Source organism: Marinimicrobium sp. (assembly GCF_002695945.1).
GTDB lineage: Bacteria > Pseudomonadota > Gammaproteobacteria > Pseudomonadales > Cellvibrionaceae > Marinimicrobium > Marinimicrobium koreense.
Window position 1 is genome coordinate 60,361 of sequence record NZ_NZQP01000017.1, and the last position, 15,314, is coordinate 75,674.

Sequence of the window (15,314 nt, forward strand, 5' to 3'; positions counted from 1 at the left end):
GTCAGTCGGTCATATCGGTGTAGCGATTGGGGAGGTCCAGATCGATACTCTGCGCCATGCCCGGCAGGCGCAACTCCCGGCTGCCCAGCTCGATTTCGCTCTCATCGATCATGTTCTGGCCAAAGTGGTACAGGGTATCGAACTGCCCCTTGAGCGCCTGGCTATCATAGACCCCGGCCCGCTCCCGGACCGACTCCCGACGCGCCGCGTAAGCCTCAAACGCCGAGTCACCGTAGCGCCGGCGCAGCATCGGCTCCACCACCCGGGGGGCCAGCACGCTGGCGGTGGCATTGTTGCCACCAAACCCTTTGGAGTTCAGGAACGCCACATCCAGCGGATTTTCCCGGCGATCCAGGTCCTCCAGCGGAATGGTCAGGCGTTCGGAAAACACGTCATCCGCCACCTTGTCGATGGTCTTGATGCCCGGCACAAAGCCATAACGGAACACACCGAGGCTGTTGATCAACTGCTCGCCGCTGGCGGCGGACAGGGTGTGGCCCACATAGGCCTTGACCGCGGTGACCGGCCAGTCGGTAATACCGAACACCTCGGCCACCCGATGAAAGATCTCGGATTCGGTCACCCGATTCTGGGGGGTGCTGGAGCCGTGGGCCTGAATCATGGAGCGCTTCTGGATCGACTCATCACCCAGAATGGCGCGCGCGGAGGCGACCGCTTTGGCCATGGTGATGTAGTTACCCGGCCCCGGTGCGGAAATCGACTTTTTGAAACCGTCCGCATTGATGAACACGTCATTGACCGCACCGTGAATATCGGCTCCAAGCTCAAGCGCCAGCGCATCATCCATGAGCACCACATACTGGCTGGACTCGGCAATGGTGAAACCGCAGTTTTCCCCGAACGGCCGACTGGTCCGACGAGGGTCGGTCTCGTCGGCACCGTCGATTTTCTTCAGTTTGTCTTCGGCGGCCAAAGCACCCATGGTGGCATAACCATCGATGATTTCCGGGGTGATCGGCGCCTCGGCGTTACCCACCACCGCGACCCGGCAGCGCCCGGCGGTAATGTCTTCCACCGCCGCGCGCAGGTTATACAAAAATGAGGCACAAGCGCCGGCAATGGCCCCGGTCTGACCGACGCTGCCGATAATGTAGGCGTTGACGAAATCCGCCGGCATGCTGTTCAGACCCAGTGGGCACTGCTTGGTACTGACCCGACCGCCCTTCAGGCGCGCCTGCAGCAAACCGCCAAAGCCCGCCTCGTCCATCTGACTCATGACATTGCTGGCATATACACTCACCTGGTCCGGACGCACCGCATTGGCAATGTCAGCCCAGGGCACACCCACCGACTGGATCGCATCAGAGGCACCAATGACGGTCAACTGCAACGCTCGGGGATGAAAGCGGGAGTTATACAGAGTGCCGGGATCGAACCCCTTGGGCAGTTGCCCGGCGGACTTGACCGGCAGGGCCCGGAAGCTGTCCCATTTTACATCCAGTGTTCCAGTCAGCGTGACTTTGACGCGCCGATCATCCAGCGTTTGAACCTGCCAGTCGGAAGGCAGCGGTTCGGGCAGGTCGCGCTCGGACAATTCAAAACTCATGGGCGCCTCGCTACCACTGAGGCTGGCACTTTTCTGCCAGTGCGCGGCATCCACATCAAAAAGCGCCGGGTCGATGCGGCGAATCAGCGTGCCCTCCAGAATCGCCGGGCCGAACTGGCGCTCAATCTCGGCCAGCTCATAGGGGCGGTCATCCGCGTCCCGATAAGCATTGTCTTCGAAAGTCACCAGCCCCATCAGCACCGCCAGGCCGGCCAGGGTCTCCTGCCGCTCTTGTGTGGGCAAGCTTTCGATGATCATTCGCCGATAGGCATGATGACCCGAGCTTCGACCGGCGGCATTAAAACCACCAAATCCCACAATAACCGGCAGTGATGACATAGTTGACTCCCATTGAATTCAACAACCTCGACGGGTCCACAGACGGCGGGCACACGAGGTCTGGACAGCTGGAAAGTGTATTGCCCTGACTGGCAATTGTCATGGTTGTTTTCGCCAAAACTTGTGGTATTTTGGCCAAATCACACCAGAGAGCCCGTTTTATGCCCCAGAATGCCGGAGAAGCCATTCAGATAGCGTTTCTGCTCAGCGACAACATGCTGGCTACCAGCGCCACCCTGCCCATGGAGATGCTGCTCACGGCGGAGAGCGCCAACCAGCGCGACCGCGGCAGCCAGCGAACCCGACTGATATTGAGCACGGTCTCGGCCCAGGGTGAGCCGGCCGCGACCCGATCCGGCCTGCGCTGGACGCCAGACCACGCCCTGGAGAATGCCCCCTCCCCCGATCTGGTTTATGTACCCGGCTTCTGGCGCAACCCGCGTCCCATCATCCGGCGCCAACCGCAGGTGCTGGACTGGCTCCGGGAGCAATATCAGAACGGCGCCCTGATCAGCGCGGTGGGCACCGGCTGCTGTTTTCTGGCCGAGGCGGGGCTGCTCAACGGCAAACCCGCCACGACTCACTGGCACTACTTCGACCAATTCCAACGCGACTATCCTGAGGTCGACCTCAAGCGGCAGTACTTCATCACCCAAGCGGGCAATCTCTACTGTGCCGCCAGTGTGAACTCGCTGGCGGATCTGACGGTCCACTTTATTCAGCGCCTGTATAACAAGCGCATTGCCAGCCACGTCGAACGTCATTTCTCTCACGAAATCCGCCGCTCCTACGAAAGCAGCGGTTACTTTGAGGAAGCGCACAGTCGCCACCCGGATGAAGACATCATTCAGGTCCAGCTCTGGCTGCAGGATAATTACCCACGGGAAGTGGTGCTCTCTCAGGTGGCAGAGCGCTTTGGGCTCAGCACGCGAACCCTGAACCGTCGATTCAAGGCCGCTACCGGGCAGACGCCCCTGGATTACCTACAGGAAATTCGCATCAACAATGCCCGGGACTTACTGAAAACCAGCAACCTGACCATCGCTGAAATTGCCGATAAGGTGGGCTATCAGGATACGGGTTATTTCACCACCCTGTTCAAAAAACAGTTGGCGATCACCCCGCGTGAATACCGGGCTACCGTCCGAGCAAAACTGTTCAGCGCGGAGTGAACCCATCCGAAAAATCGTCAAGTTCAAACCCATAAAAAAACCGGCGAGATCACTCGCCGGTTTTTTCTGAGAACAGAATGCCGTTTAGGCGGCTTTGGAATCGTCGCGGTTTTTCGATTCCGCTTCGTGGGTCACAGACTTGACGTCTCGACCGTCTTTCAATGACGGGCTTTGCCCATCATCAATCTCAATGGTACGCGGCTTCATCGCCTCGGGAATCTCCCGCTTCAGATCGATGTGCAGCAGACCATTTTCGAAGGTCGCGGCTTTGACTTCCACGTGATCGGCCAGTTGGAACCGGCGCTCAAAATTACGCGCGGCGATGCCCTGATGCAGGTACTGCCGCTCTTCCTGTTCGGGCTCTTTATTGGCCGAAATCGTCAGATTGTTCTGATTGACCTCGATGTTCAATTCCGAGCGGTCAAACCCGGCGACGGCCATGGTAATTCGGTACTGGTCCTCACCGGTCAACTCGATGTTGTATGGAGGATAGCTGGGTTGGTTCTGCTCGCTGCGGCTCAGTGTATCCAGCAGACTGGCCATACGATCAAAGCCGATGGCAGAACGGTACAGGGGAGAAAAATCGAAGCTACGCATAACAATATCCTCTTCAGAGCAATATTCAATGGGACTCATCACAATGATCGAGTCGGGTTCAGTAAATGCTACCGGCCGGGAGCAACAGCGTGTTGCTCATCTGGACACACTAGCCATCAGGTAGTGCCGGCAACCAGGCCCCTCAATTCGAGCGGGCTCACTGAAAAAATAAGGCCGACCAGACCGTTTTCAAGGCTCTGAAGAAAAATATTTATTCCTACTCGTTCCCGGGGTTACGAAGAATCTGCTCCAGCGCCGGCAACAGTTCGGGATACTGAAACTGAAAACCGGACTCCAGCGCCGCCTCCGGTAATACCCGCTGACTGACCAGCAACAACTCATCCGCCATATCGGCCATCATGGCCCGCAACATGAATGCCGGCGCGGGAAATATGGCCGGGCGATGGAGCGTCTTCGCCAGCGAGCGGGTGAAGTAGCGATTGGTGACCGGATTCGGCGCCGTTCCGTTCACCGGTCCGGACAGGTTGTCCTGTTCCAGGCAGTGCAGAATCAGGCGCACCAGATCCGTCCGGTGAACCCAGGACATCCACTGGCGCCCCGACCCCAGACGCCCGCCCAACCCCAGTTTGAAGGGCAACAACATGGACTGCAGCGCACCCCCACCGGGCCCCAGCACAATACCGGTCCGCAACCGACAGACCCGGGTGCCGGAGTCGGCAAAGCGCTCCGCCACCGCCTCCCAATCCCTGCATAACTGGGCCGCGAAGCCCGTACCGCTACCATCCGCTTCGGTCAGCGGTCGGTCACCCCCATCGCCGTAGAAGCCGATGGCGCTGCCGCTGACCATCCGTTCCGGAAAGTGGCCCCGCTGTTGAAAGTGGGCCAGCAGCGCCTCGGTGGTCCCGATACGGCTTCGCCGAAATTCCTCTTTGCGCCGGTCATTCCAGCGGCCACTGGCCAGGGGCTCGCCGGCCAGATTGACCACCGCGTCGACCGGTCGATCCGGCAACTGGTTCAGCTCCGATACCAGGCTGACGCCGGTACCCAGAACCCGCGCGGCCCGCAGGGTGTCCCGCGTGAGCACCACCGGGTGATAGCCCCGCTGCTGCAATGCATGACACAGAGGTACACCAATAAAGCCGGTGCCGCCGGTCAACAGGATGGTGCGCGAGGTCTCGGTGCTGGTCATAGTCCGCTCTCCGGGTTTTAACAGGTGTGGCGGATCAGTCTTCGGCCCCACCTGCGGAGGCCACGCAGCCTGATCCCGTTATTACAGTCTACTACTTACATCAGGTTCGTTCGGATCAACCCACGCCTTGGGCTACACTTATGGAGACAACAGCTTAGAACCGGTTAAGGGAGATTGCCATGTCCCGCTATAACACCCTCCTGGTGGCACTGGATCTGACCCAGGACTCTGCCCAGGTCCTGAGCGGCGCGAAAAAGCTCGCGACAGCAGGCTCGCACCTCCATCTGGTCCACGTGGCCGAACACCCGGTCACAGCGTTGGGTAGCGGCACCGGGCGCAACCATCGCCACGGGGAACTGCAGGTACGTCAGGAGCTGTTTCCCCGCCTGCAGGCGTATGCAGATGGCATGGCGCTACCTCCCGACCACCTTCACATACTGTTTGGCGACGCGCCCCAGGAGATCACTTATCTTGCCGGCAAGCTCGGCGCCGATGTCATCGTGACCGGCAGTCACGGGGAAAAGGGACTGAAGCGACTGCTGGGCACCACCGCGACCGATATTCTGCACCAGGCTGCCTGTGACGTTTTAATCGTGCGCATCCACGAACCCGCCCAGGGCACCTGATCTGCCCCGCTCGCGCCCCCGATGCCCGAACGCCGGGCACAAAAAAACCCGCAGCCAGTGCGGGTTTTTTGAACCACCGAAACAATCAGGCGGCTTCTTTGGACTGCTCTGAGTACTTGTTGACCAGTGCATTCAGGTTCTGCATGGACTGCAAGTGGCTGAAGATCAGCTCCAGACCGTCTTTCTTGAACAGGTCCAACACGTCTTCGTCGCTGATTTTCTTGAGCTTTTCGCGGTTGACCACGTAGAAACCGGTCAGGTTGAAACCGCCGCCTTCCTGGCCGTCTTTCAGCTTGATATTGGCTTCCATCGGCTCCAGCAGCTCGAGCTCGGACAGGCGTTTGCAGAACACATTGGTCAGCTCGGCGCGATACTGGTAGTCCTTCAGGAACTCCATGACGCCCTTGAGTTCTTCGGTCTGCTCGCCCGTTTCGGTGAACAGGCGCTTGCCCTCGCTGCCATCTTTGCTCCAGCCTTCGAACTGGTCGTCGATGCACAGGGTGAAGTTGTCCGTCTTGCCGTCATTGGCGAAGGCGAAGGGGTAGCGGCGCAGGAAGCCCGGGATATAGCGCATAGTCAGGCGCTTTTTCTCGTCCAGAAACAGGTTCTGGCCTTTCTTCAGGCCCATCACCGCCAGGGGAACAAAACCGCCATCGTCCTGGGTCTTGGCAAAAATCACCGGCAGTTCACGGGCCACAGAGGTGATCTCGGTCGCCAGCAGCGGCACGGAATTCAGCTCCTCGGCAAAGGCGTGGTTGTCAATCTGGATCGACCAGTCGCGGTGCGCTTCGCTGGAGACGGGGGAGATGTTGTTGTAGATCAGCAATTGTTTCGACACGATATTACCTCAGTTGTTATTCTCAAGCGCCGCACCGGGCGCCGTGATGCAAGAAAGGACAAATACTAGCATTATCCGAAGCTCTGTCACCACCCGAAATCCCCCTCGGTGGCCACTTGGCGCGCCATTTGCCCACCCTGGACTTTCCGGCTAGACTCCCAGAACAAACGCGACCCCCGTGCCATACTCCCCATGAGCGCTGTGGTCCATAATAAGCCATCACGGCTCGGAAAAAGGACCCGGATAAAGGACCCTCCGTCATGCCCCCTCGCATTCCCCTGTATCGTATTGCCAGTCTTGTTCTGGCGTTGACCGTCCTGACGCCCGGGGCTATCGCCGCGAAAAACCGATCCTCCGAGGCTCAACCCGTCACCAGCGGCCAGCCGTTCGGGACCTATGAATCGCCGTTTGGCTACCAACTGGACCTGACCGGGAGCGACTGGACCCACTGGCCACAGGTCAGTGAGCATGTCAGCCATCCGGACATTGGCGGGGAGCGCTGGCAGGGAGCCTTCGTCTCGGTCCCCGCCTGCTTCACCGACTGGCGGCCCGGTAAAGAGGCGGTGCGCTATGCTCTGTTACGGGCCATCGGGCACGAATACCCCACACCGGGAGTCCGCAACCCCCAATCCCGACGTATTGGCGAACAGGAGGCGGCGTCCTGGGAGCGGCTTCTGCCCAGGGAGAATGAGCTGCCGCTGCGCTTTCGCTATCACCTGGTCAACCGGGGTGATTGCACCCACCTGTTTGCCGTCTGGACCACCCTGGACGACGCGGCCCTGGATACTCTGTCCGAAGAGGTCATCGACGCTGTGAGTTGGTCAAAGCCCAACGCTGCGGCCGACCCCGTGGCGCAAGCCTGGTTCTACAACGCCGCCGGGCTCTACTTCCACAATGCAGAGAACCATCTGGACGCGGTAAAAGGGTTTGCCCTTGCCGCCCGACTCGATCCACAGGACAAGGTCTATATCAATAACACCGCCTCCACCTACAACTTGCTGAACCGCTACCGGGACGGGCTGGCGTTCATGCAGCACCCGGACATTCAGGCCCAGAGCGACGCCATGATCCAGGGTTGGCTGGGCTGGTTTGAGTACCACCTGCAGAACTATCCAGCCGCCATCGACCACTATCAGCGCGGCTTTGCACTGGGTTCCCTGTCAGAAGACGACCTCTACGCGTATGTGCAGAGCCTGCTGCAACAGGATCGGGCCGACCAGGCCCAGGCCGTGTTAGACCAGCACAGCCCCCGCCAGCCCGGCGCAGTCGCCATCCAGGCGCAGGCAGAAGTCGCCCGGGCCCGATCCGCCTACCAGCAGGCCCTGACGGTTCTGGATGAGGCGGATCGCCGGGGGGTTCACTCCCCCAACCTGCACCTCACCCGGATGGATGTGCTCGGGGACATGCGGGATTACGAAGCGGTCATCGCCTACAGCGATCGGCTGATTGAACGGGGGTTGGGTTCCAATACCGTGTACAACTATCGGGGCGATGCCCAATACCATCTTGAGCGCTACCGGGAGGCCAAGGCGTCATTCGAGCAGGCACTGGTCCTGCAGCCCGGTGACCGGGCCACCGCTGAATACCTGCGCTTCACCAACGCCCAGTTGGGCAAGGGCGATTCCGCCTCCATCAACACCCCCATTGAGCCGGTGGCCTGGCCCGCCCTGACGCCTCCGGACGAGGTGAGTGATATAGACGGCTATGACTCTCATTACCCCCTGACGGTCACGGCCTATCACTACGACCCGGCCAGACCGCTCAAAACCACCGAGGTGCGTCATATCCAGGTGCACGACACCGCCGGCGTCAATCGTCACAGCACGCTGATGGCCCGCTACAACCCGCTTTCTGAACGCCTGTATATAAACCGCCTCGAGGTGTTTGACGAAGACGGCGAGCGGGTGTCTTCACTGGACCGGAGCAGCCTGTACATTGGCGATGCCGAGGACTACGACCAGGCCACCTTCGGCAAGGTTGTTCGCGCCCCGGTGGCCGGATTGGCGCCGGGTTACCGGATCGAGTTTGAATACACTCTGGAACAGCGCTCCCCGGCCGAGCGATTCCCGTTCGAGCGCCTATATTTGTCCGGCCAGCGTCCGATCGGGCTATCGGCGCTCTATATCGAGGGCGAACTGGATTACCTGCTGTACAACCAGACCAACGCGCCCCAGCCCAAAAAGCGCCGGAACTCTCTGCTCTGGACCGTGGAAAACCCGACCCCGGCGCTGTGGGAGCCGATGCAAGTGGACGATGAAGACTATATGGCCAGTGTGGTTGTGGTCAGTAAAAATCAGTGGCGGGAAGCCGGATCAGACTACCGGACGCGGGTGAACGAGGTCATTCTCGCGGACACTCCGGAGCTGGATGCATTGGTGGCCACACTCACCGACGGCCTCGCCCCGGACGATACCGGGGCACGCATAGCCGCCCTTGCCGGCTATGTGCAACGCACCCTGACCTACAAAGCGCTCGAGTTCGGGGTGCGCGGCTACACCCCCAACCCACCGCAGCAGATTCTTCAGGACCGCTTTGGCGACTGCAAGGACCACTCGGTACTGCTCTGGCGCCTGCTGCGCGAAGCCGGGATTCCCGCCGAGCTGGCCCTGGCCAATCTGTCCGGCCCGGTGGACCCCGACATGCCCAGCATCGATCAGTTTGATCATATGGTCGTGTATCTGCCGGAGTGGAATGGCGGCACCTTTATCGATGCCACCAACAAAAACATCGATCTGCTCGGGGTCGCACCGGACGGGCTGGGAAGCACCTGGACGCTGACCCTGGGAGAGCGCCCTGCGCTGGTTCAGGTGCCCGCCCTCGACCCCAGCCGAGTCGACATCCGTCGGTCATTGAGCGCCCTGCCCAACGGCGAAACCCGGGTGCGGGAAAGCCTGACCATGAGCGCCTACTTTGCCTCCAGCCTGCGCGGCTATTTCAAAGATATCGAGCCCCGCGAGCGGCTCAATTGGGTGCAGCGGTTCCTCGGGGAAAATGGCCGGCCGGTGATTGTGGAATCACTGTCCGTGGACAACCTGGACGACACCGAGAAGGAACTGATCCTGACGCTCGACTACCGGGTCGGCCGGAGCGCGCGCCAGCGGGGTCAGGCGGCGGTCATCGATCCGGCCTACTGGGAGCGCTACTATCTCAGCAGTCATTACGTGCACGATCGACAGACGGACTTTGAGATCGCCTACCCCCTGCGGCTGACCTCCCGCATCACCTACCCGGTGGAGGACGAACGGACCCCGGAACCGGTGGTCGACCAGCACGACCAGTCCCGCTTTGGTCACTTTCGCTCAAGGTCCCTCGCCGGCGCTGATGCGCTGACCCATCAGTTTGACTACCGACTCGAAGCCGGCCGCTTCTCGGCCAACGACTACCGCGACTTCCAGGCGTTTACCCTGAACGCCATCGACGCCCTCTCCCGCCCGGTGACCCGCAGTCGACACTCGGATCAGGCGACCCGCTAACTCAGGGGTCGTCTGACAGGCGCTGGCGGGCCCGGTCAATGTGCCGGCAGAACAGTTCGGCGCCATCCAGGATGCGCAGCGTGTGCCGCTGAATCAGATCCGGCGGCACAAAAAACAGGTTGTCCTGCTGTACCGCCGTCAACTCGGACCACGACGTCCACTCATCCAGCCAGTCCGGGCGCTCCTCTCCCATACCGCTGGCCACAATGACCTGGGGATCGCGCTCCAACACCGACTCCATATTGATGGTCGGTGCCAGAGGTTTGGCATCGGCGTAGACATTGCGTCCACCGCACAGGCGAATTACATCACTCACCAGGTGTTCGCCGTTAAGGGTCTGCAGGGGTTGATGCCAGACCTGATACAGCACGCTGACCGGTGTTCGCTCGCTGTATCGAGCCCGCAGCTCGGCCAATCGATTCAGGTGTCTCTGGGCGACCTGTTCAGCGCTATCCCCGGTTCCCGTGAGTGCGCCGATGGAGCGGACCGAGCGAGCCACATCCTCAAGGGTACGTGGCTCATCCACATACACGTTGATTCCAAGCCGCTCCAACTGCTGACGCAAGGTCCGACTGTTACCGGTGGCCCACATCAACACCAGATCGGGCTCCAGTGCCAAAACGGCCTCAACACTGACCGACTGGGCGCTCCCCAGGGGCGGCAACTTTTGGGCTTCCGGTGGATAGTCACTGTAATCCACCGCCGCCAATAATCGGTCACCCGCGCCGGCGCTGTAGACGTTCTCCACGATATGCGGTGCCAGCGCAATCAACCGCGTGGCCGGCTGCTCCAGAGTGATCTCCCGGCCCAGATCATCCGTTACCTGAATCTGGGCCAGTGCATGGAGTCCGAGGGATAAACCAAGCAGCAAAATAAACGCCGTCAAAAACCGACGAAACAAACCCTTACGTTTACCCATTGGCCAATACCACCGGTTTTCCCGTTTTCGGATGGGGAATCACCTCCACCTCCGTATCGAACAGATCCGCAATCAGCGCCGTATTCACAACCTCATCCGGCGAACCATAGGCCACCCGACCACCATCTTTGAGTGCCAGAAGATGATCGCTGTATGCGGCGGCCAGGCTGATATCGTGCACCACCATCACCACCCCGACCCCCCGATCGGCAAAGGCCCGCACCGCCTGCATCAACTGGCGCTGATGGCCCAGATCCAGTGCCGCCACCGGCTCATCAAGCAGCAGAAGCCTACCGGCGGCGGTATCCGGGCGCCAGATCTGGGCCATCACCCGGGCCAGTTGCACCCGCTGCTTTTCACCGCCCGACAAGGACGGATAGAGCCGCTCGGCCAGGTGCGTCACATCCAGCGCCGCCATGGCCTCCGCACACACCTGTTCATCGATAAGCACGCCGGTACTGTGGGGCGTGCGCCCCAGCGCCACCACCTCAGACACGGTAAACGGGAAGGCCAGCGGATTGGACTGGGTCAGCACCGCCAACGCCAGGGCCTTCTCGCCCGCGGGCCAGTGCGCCAGCACCCGATCGTTGAACCGGATTTCCCCCGCGCCCGGACTCAGGTCGCCACTGATGGCACGCAGCAGTGTGGTCTTACCCGCCCCGTTGGGCCCGATCAAAGCCAGAATTTCACCCGGCTGTACCGCCAGTGACACCGAGGAGACCAGTTCGCGCTCGTCAATACAGACACTCAGTTGATCGATGTGCAGTAATGACATGGACTAAGCCCCTTCAAAGCGGCGCTGGCGCAGCAGGGAAATGAAGAATGGCGCCCCCAACAGGGCCGTCACCAGGCCCACGGGCAATTCGGCCGGAGCCATCACGGTGCGAGCCGCCACATCCGCCAGCAACAGCAACACCGCGCCCCCCAGCGCCGACAGGGGCAACAGGTAGCGATGATCCGGCCCCACCCACAGCCGGATCATGTGCGGCACCACCAGCCCGACAAAGGCGATGCTGCCGGCCACCGCCACTGAGAGCCCGACCCCCGCCGCCACCAGAATGATCAACCGGGTTTTCAGCCGCTCGACATCCACCCCGAGGTGGCGGGCCTGAGACTCACCCAGAAGCAGCGTATTGAGCGCCCGCCCGAAGGACGGCAGAGCCAGCAGTGCCACGGTCAGAATACCGCCGGCCAGTAGCACTCGGGTCAGGTTGGCCCCTTCCAGGCCGCCCATCCGCCAGAGGCTGATCCGCCGGAGCATTTCGTTGTCCGCAAAGTACTCCAGCAGCCCTGTGGCGCTGGCAGATAGAGCGGACACCGCGATGCCCATCAGCAGCATGGTGGCCACGGAGGTGCCATTGATGCCGGTCGCCACCCGATAGACCAACCACACGGTAAGCAGCCCACCCAGAAACGCGCCTAGGGATACCAAGGACATACCGGCCACACCGGTTAGCACCCCACTCATCCCCGTGCCGAGCACAATCATCAGGCTAGCACCCACGGAGGCGCCGGCAGTCACACCGATCAGGGAGGGGTCCGCCAGTGGGTTGCGGAACAACCCCTGCAGGATAGCGCCGCACAGCGCCAGCAGAGCTCCCACCGACGCCGCCAGCAAAGCACGAGGCAGTCGGATTGCCTGCACAATCTGCGCGGTGTGCCCGGGCGCCTCCAGCCCCACCAGGGCCTTGAGGACATTGACCGCCCCCAGGTTCACCGAGCCCAGCCACAGCGAGAGCAGTGCGCTGACCACCAGCGCGCCCCCCAGGACAATCGTACCCTGACGGCGCCGGCTCTGGCGGGTGCGGGCGAGCACCACCACGGTCAGTAGTCCACGCCCCGACGGGCTTTGATCCCGGCGTTGAAGGCGTGCTTGATATCCTTCACTTCCGAGACGGTATCCATCAGTGCCTGCAGTTCAGCACCGCCACCCCGCCCGGTGACCACCACACTCTGATGAGCCGGCCGGTTCGCCAGGGCCGAGAGCACGGTGGCCTCATCCAGATAGTCAAAGGCCAGCATGTAGGTCAGCTCATCCAGCACCACCAGATCCAGCGCGGGGTCATTGAGCATCTCCGCCGCCTGGGCCCAGGTCCGTTCGGCGGCGGCAATGTCCCCACTGCGGTCCTGGGTATCCCAGGTAAATCCGGTGCCCATCTGGTAAAAGCGCACCTGGGGGAGCTGCTCTTTGAGGTAGATTTCCTCCCCGGAGAGCTGCTCGCCCTTGATGAACTGGACCACGCCCACCGTCTGGCCATAGCCCAGGGCACGCAGCACCATGCCGAAGGCCGAGCTGGATTTCCCCTTGCCGTTACCGGTCAACAGAATGGCCACACCGCGATCGGTATCCGCCTCAGCGATGCGGGCATCCACCCGGGATTTCTGTTTTACCATGGCGGCCTTGTGACGGGCCGCCTTGCGCTCTTCGTTCGTGTCACTCATGGAGTGTCCTGTCATTAGTGCCTAAAAGGTGAACTCTACACCGGCATAGCCGGCCGCGCCGCTGGTGTTGTAGTTGAGGGTTTCGACATAGTCCTCATCCAGCAGGTTTTCCGCGCGCACAAACACCACCATACCGTCAATGACCTGATAGCGCACATTGGCGTTGACCACCTGATAATCGTCCAACTCGGTGGTGCCCTCTTGCCGATCCCGGGATGTGCGCCAGTCCAGCGCCACCGTGAGTGCCTCCACCGGCGAGTAGCGCAGACCGACATTGGCCAGATGACGCGGCTGCAGTGAGCGAGGGTTGCCATCGCCGGCTTCGGTGTCGACGTAAGTGTAGTTACCCACCAGTTGCCACTGGTCGGCCAAAGGCACCTCGGAATTCAGCTCTACCCCTCGGGACTCACTGGTGACGCCATCTTGCAGATAACCGCTGTAGGCGATCATATCGAAAAAGATTTCGTCTTCGATTTTCTGATCAAACCAGACCGCTTCCAGGTGCAGGCCATTGCGTCCGAAATATTCGACACCCAGATCCAGACCTCGACTCTCTTCGGCGTCCAACGACGGCGGTGGAAGTTCCTGTGATCGGTTATAGTCGATTTCCGACAGGCTGGGTGCGCGGAACCCGGTACCCAAAGCCGATTTGAACTTCAGCTCACCACTGGACAGCGGCACCCGGTAAGCAGTGCTCAGACGATAGCTGGTGTGATTGCCAAAATCGTCATTATCATCCTGACGCACACCGGCGGTCACAAACCACTGTTGCTGATAAGCACCCTGATACTCGAGGTAGGCCCCGCGTTGCTCGCGCTCCAGGTCCATCACCTCATCGCGGCGATGCTCGGCGCCGTACACCAGGGTGTGAGAGTCGGCAAGATCCACTTTACCGTTCAGTTCCCACTTGGCGATTTTCCCTTCGGTTTGATAGGACACAGCGCCATCGGCGTAGTTGATCCGGTCCACATCGGTCTGAGAGTAAGCAAAGGTATTGGCGCCGCTCTGATTACGGTGGGTAATGCTGGCCCGCGCGTTGGTTTGCTCAAACTGATCAACGCAGTCTTGCGTCGCTACCGGGAAGCCGCAGTTATCAAATTCCGATGTGCCTTCGGTATCACGCACGACGATCTGCGCCCGCAAATCCCGATCCAGATTCCAACCACCGCGCGCGTGCAGCGTGGTGTTTTCGTAGCCATCGGCCTCCCCGGTGGGATCGTCGGATCGAGCGCTGAAACCCTCGGTATCGGCGCGCGCGGCCGAGAGATAAAAGTCGCCCTGCTCATTACCACCGCCCACATAACCGGAATAATTCCGGGTATCGTAGCGGCCGCCTTCACCACTCAGGCCCGACTGCATTCCGTCGTTGATATGATCGGTGGTGACGTTGAGTACACCGCCCGCATCCGCGCCGTACATCATGCCCTGTGGGCCACGAAGCAGCTCGACCCGGGCAACGTTGGCCGTCAACAGGTGATGGACCTGGCTGCTCGACTGAGGCCCCGTGGGGTCGGTGATATCCACCCCATCCACGCGCACCAACGTCCGGAAACCGGACTCACCGCGCACCCGCACCGAGCTGGCCTTGCCCGGTCCACCGGCATTGGTAATGGACACCGACGGCATGGTCCGCAGCGCGTCGGCCAGAGACTGTACGCCCAGGTTTTTCAGGTCCTGCTTGTCCAACACGGCGACCGAGCTACCCAATTGGCGCAGCGGTGTTTCGGTCCGGGAGGCGACCACCACCAGGGTTTCCAACGGTGAGTTGGCCGACGCCGGGTCAAAAGAGGCTTGGGATGATTGGGCCACGGCGAGCGCCGGGACCGAGGCAGCGAAGACCGCTGCACTGAGTACAGATGTTTTAAACACAGTAATCCCCTATGTTTGATCAAAGACAACATGGGGAGGGAGGAAACGCAAAGCGACGCGGCTGCGCGGGGCAGCACGTGAAGGATTGCCGGATGGTAGCCCTCCGCTCCATCATAGAACGCGACAGAGGGCCGGTATCGGGCTTACAGGGCCATGATTCACCCTGATCACCGTTGCGGGGGCAGCGCTGGATTGTCCAGACTTCCCGTTTAACCTGCTCAGCCTCGATAGGAGTCGGGGGCAGCAGGCACCCTGTGTCGAGGCGGCAATGTAGGGGAGCGCCGCGGGAAAGTCAACGACGCACAGGCGGTACCCCCAAGGA

The 15,314-nt window shown here is 61.0% G+C and carries 12 protein-coding genes and 1 riboswitch; of the genes, 3 read left to right on the top strand and 9 right to left on the bottom strand.

Annotated features, from left to right (window positions below; translation table 11 throughout):
* Position 1: 1 nt before the first annotated feature.
* A complete protein-coding gene (locus CMG77_RS02925) occupies positions 2 to 1,906 on the bottom strand; it encodes a beta-ketoacyl synthase (RefSeq protein WP_286805888.1) in 1,905 nt (634 codons plus the stop codon).
* Positions 1,907 to 2,067: 161 nt separating this feature from the next.
* Between CMG77_RS02925 and CMG77_RS02930 the strand changes: the two genes are divergently transcribed.
* Complete coding sequence (locus CMG77_RS02930; RefSeq protein ID WP_036159802.1) at positions 2,068 to 3,078, top strand: GlxA family transcriptional regulator; 1,011 nt, start codon at positions 2,068 to 2,070, stop codon at positions 3,076 to 3,078.
* A gap of 84 nt (positions 3,079 to 3,162) precedes the next feature.
* On the opposite strand, the gene CMG77_RS02935 is transcribed toward CMG77_RS02930, so the two are convergent.
* Both CMG77_RS02935 and CMG77_RS02940 read right to left on the bottom strand, forming a co-directional pair.
* The gene (locus tag CMG77_RS02935; RefSeq protein ID WP_123637163.1) at positions 3,163 to 3,675 is read right to left on the bottom strand and encodes an Hsp20 family protein; all 513 of its coding nucleotides are present in this window, start codon (positions 3,673 to 3,675) and stop codon (positions 3,163 to 3,165) included.
* Between the two features lie 217 nt (positions 3,676 to 3,892).
* On the bottom strand, positions 3,893 to 4,825 hold the full coding sequence (locus tag CMG77_RS02940) for a TIGR01777 family oxidoreductase (RefSeq protein WP_286875523.1): 933 nt from the start codon (positions 4,823 to 4,825) through the stop codon (positions 3,893 to 3,895).
* Positions 4,826 to 5,004: 179 nt separating this feature from the next.
* On the opposite strand from CMG77_RS02940, the gene CMG77_RS02945 reads away from it, so the two are divergent.
* Complete coding sequence (locus CMG77_RS02945) at positions 5,005 to 5,451, top strand: universal stress protein (RefSeq protein ID WP_286804766.1); 447 nt, start codon at positions 5,005 to 5,007, stop codon at positions 5,449 to 5,451.
* A gap of 85 nt (positions 5,452 to 5,536) precedes the next feature.
* Here CMG77_RS02945 and CMG77_RS02950 read toward each other — a convergent pair whose 3' ends face one another.
* A complete protein-coding gene (locus tag CMG77_RS02950) occupies positions 5,537 to 6,289 on the bottom strand; it encodes a SapC family protein (RefSeq protein WP_024459901.1) in 753 nt (250 codons plus the stop codon).
* A gap of 260 nt (positions 6,290 to 6,549) precedes the next feature.
* Between CMG77_RS02950 and CMG77_RS02955 the strand changes: the two genes are divergently transcribed.
* Entirely contained in the window at positions 6,550 to 9,762 is a 3,213-nt protein-coding gene (locus CMG77_RS02955; protein WP_286903585.1) for a DUF3857 domain-containing protein, read from the top strand.
* 1 nt (position 9,763) lies between these two features.
* On the opposite strand, the gene CMG77_RS02960 is transcribed toward CMG77_RS02955, so the two are convergent.
* The 5 genes from CMG77_RS02960 to CMG77_RS02980 are packed head-to-tail and all read right to left on the bottom strand — an operon-like array spanning position 9,764 to position 14,992.
* Positions 9,764 to 10,681 (bottom strand): cobalamin-binding protein, encoded by a 918-nt coding sequence (locus CMG77_RS02960; RefSeq protein WP_286807222.1) that lies wholly within the window; start codon positions 10,679 to 10,681, stop codon positions 9,764 to 9,766.
* Positions 10,674 to 11,456 carry a heme ABC transporter ATP-binding protein gene (locus CMG77_RS02965; RefSeq protein ID WP_286807221.1) on the bottom strand — a complete coding sequence of 261 codons (783 nt, stop codon included), beginning with the start codon at positions 11,454 to 11,456 and terminating at the stop codon, positions 10,674 to 10,676. The genes CMG77_RS02960 and CMG77_RS02965 overlap by 8 nt, the downstream gene beginning before the upstream one ends.
* Before the next feature lie 3 nt (positions 11,457 to 11,459).
* On the bottom strand, positions 11,460 to 12,497 hold the full coding sequence (locus CMG77_RS02970; protein WP_286807224.1) for a FecCD family ABC transporter permease: 1,038 nt from the start codon (positions 12,495 to 12,497) through the stop codon (positions 11,460 to 11,462).
* A gap of 8 nt (positions 12,498 to 12,505) precedes the next feature.
* A complete protein-coding gene (gene cobO / locus CMG77_RS02975) occupies positions 12,506 to 13,123 on the bottom strand; it encodes a cob(I)yrinic acid a,c-diamide adenosyltransferase (RefSeq protein WP_286807220.1) in 618 nt (205 codons plus the stop codon).
* Positions 13,124 to 13,144: 21 nt separating this feature from the next.
* On the bottom strand, positions 13,145 to 14,992 hold the full coding sequence (locus CMG77_RS02980) for a TonB-dependent receptor plug domain-containing protein (RefSeq protein ID WP_286903586.1): 1,848 nt from the start codon (positions 14,990 to 14,992) through the stop codon (positions 13,145 to 13,147).
* 112 nt (positions 14,993 to 15,104) lie between these two features.
* Positions 15,105 to 15,262: riboswitch (cobalamin riboswitch) on the bottom strand.
* Positions 15,263 to 15,314: the final 52 nt, after the last annotated feature.

Coding starts and splice junctions, on each gene's coding strand:
- CMG77_RS02925 (WP_286805888.1), bottom strand. CDS start 1,906: ATGTCATCACTGCCGGTTATTGTGGGATTTGGTGGTTTTAATGCCGCC.
- CMG77_RS02930 (WP_036159802.1), top strand. CDS start 2,068: ATGCCCCAGAATGCCGGAGAAGCCATTCAGATAGCGTTTCTGCTCAGC.
- CMG77_RS02935 (WP_123637163.1), bottom strand. CDS start 3,675: ATGCGTAGCTTCGATTTTTCTCCCCTGTACCGTTCTGCCATCGGCTTT.
- CMG77_RS02940 (WP_286875523.1), bottom strand. CDS start 4,825: ATGACCAGCACCGAGACCTCGCGCACCATCCTGTTGACCGGCGGCACC.
- CMG77_RS02945 (WP_286804766.1), top strand. CDS start 5,005: ATGTCCCGCTATAACACCCTCCTGGTGGCACTGGATCTGACCCAGGAC.
- CMG77_RS02955 (WP_286903585.1), top strand. CDS start 6,550: ATGCCCCCTCGCATTCCCCTGTATCGTATTGCCAGTCTTGTTCTGGCG.
- CMG77_RS02960 (WP_286807222.1), bottom strand. CDS start 10,681: ATGGGTAAACGTAAGGGTTTGTTTCGTCGGTTTTTGACGGCGTTTATT.
- CMG77_RS02965 (WP_286807221.1), bottom strand. CDS start 11,456: ATGTCATTACTGCACATCGATCAACTGAGTGTCTGTATTGACGAGCGC.
- cobO (WP_286807220.1), bottom strand. CDS start 13,123: ATGAGTGACACGAACGAAGAGCGCAAGGCGGCCCGTCACAAGGCCGCC.